Source organism: Enterococcus villorum, from assembly GCF_007990225.1.
Lineage (GTDB): Bacteria > Bacillota > Bacilli > Lactobacillales > Enterococcaceae > Enterococcus_B > Enterococcus_B villorum.
Window position 1 is genome coordinate 1 of record NZ_BJWF01000086.1, and the last position, 1,416, is coordinate 1,416.

Genomic DNA, 1,416 nt, shown 5'->3' on the forward strand with positions numbered 1-1,416 from the left:
GAGAACAATGGGATACAACACGCGAGCAAAAACAGTTAGTGAAAAAATTATCAGCCACACAAGTTCGTTGAATGAAACTTGTAAAAAATACAACGAAGTAGTGACGTATTTCTTGCAAGTTATTTTTCAAGAATTTGAATTAGATAATGATTACTCTCTTAATGAAGCTCAAGGAATCGTTGAGAGGCTAGTCAATCGAACGGCTAAAAATCCAAATCCGAAATATTTCGATTATAACGAGTTGTTCCCTAAATTCCCATCTTATTTTAGACGTGCCGCGATTAATTCTGCTTATGGAAAATGGTCTTCTTGGCGTTCCAACTATCTCAATTGGGAAAAAGAACGTTCAGAAGCAATTGACAATAAGAAAAAGTTTACGAAAAAAGCACCAACACCACAGTTCAAACATAATGATTTCCCTGTATTTTATAAGGGAAATATGTTCAACCAAACATCAGATGGTTATGCAATAAAGGTCTAAAAAAATAACGATTGGATTTGGGAAAAAGTGGTCGTTCGTGCTAAAACGGACTTAACAAGACGTGGGATTACCGATTGGAAACAATGTAATCCTAAGCTCGTTAAGCGCGGGAAAAAGTATTTCTTGTCTTTTGCCTATGAAAAAGAAGTAAAACTCCATAAATTAAAAGAGAAAGATACACGAATTCTAGCGATTGACCTAGGATTGACGAATAGTGCTGTAGGTTGCGTAATGGACAGTGATGGAACTGTCTTAGCACGTTTGTTCATCAAACAAGCTAAAGAAAAAGACCATCTGTTTCATTTAGTCAACCAATTAAAGAAAGCACAACGTCAAACTAGGGGGGCAAAGTGTCCTCGTTATTGGAACGCAATCAAAGGATTGCAGACACAAATGATAAACGACACAGCACATCAACTCATAGAATTTGCAAGTAAATACAACGTTCACACGATAGTGTTTGAGTATTTAGGTCAAATGCGTACTCCAAAAGGAATGTATGGAGCGAAAAAGCTTCGCTTCAAATTGCATTACTGGAGAAAAACTGCCATCCAAAATAAGGTCGAGGAAATGGCTCATTATTTAGGTATGAGAATTTCACGTGTCTTAGCAAGAGGAACATCAATGTACGCTTATGATGGCACAGGGAAAGTTACTCGGTCTGACCGTAAAGACCTCTGTGAATTTCCAGCAGGAAAGCCATATCATGCAGACTTAAATGCTAGTTATAATATCGGAGCACGTTTTTTTATTCGTGCAGCTATAAAACCCTTGTCTGAGAAGAGAAGGTTGGCGCTTGGGGCAAAAGTTCCCGAAGTGCTAGTAAGAACAGAACAAACGTTAAGCACATTACACCAGTTACGTATTTGTGTAGCCTAAATTTGTTCATTATAGACTCTTGTCCTGTGTGGATAGACTCGGTAGTAGGAGAACCC

General features: G+C 37.9%; 1 protein-coding gene and 1 pseudogene. Both read left to right on the plus strand.

Annotated features, from left to right (window positions below):
* Positions 1-481: pseudogene (locus tag EVI01_RS13925) on the plus strand (RNA-guided endonuclease TnpB family protein); the annotation flags it as partial.
* A 27-nt stretch (positions 482-508) separates the two neighbouring features.
* Entirely contained in the window at positions 509-1,360 is an 852-nt protein-coding gene (locus tag EVI01_RS13930; RefSeq protein ID WP_010750113.1) for an IS200/IS605 family element transposase accessory protein TnpB, read from the plus strand.
* The last annotated feature ends 56 nt before the right edge of the window (positions 1,361-1,416 follow it).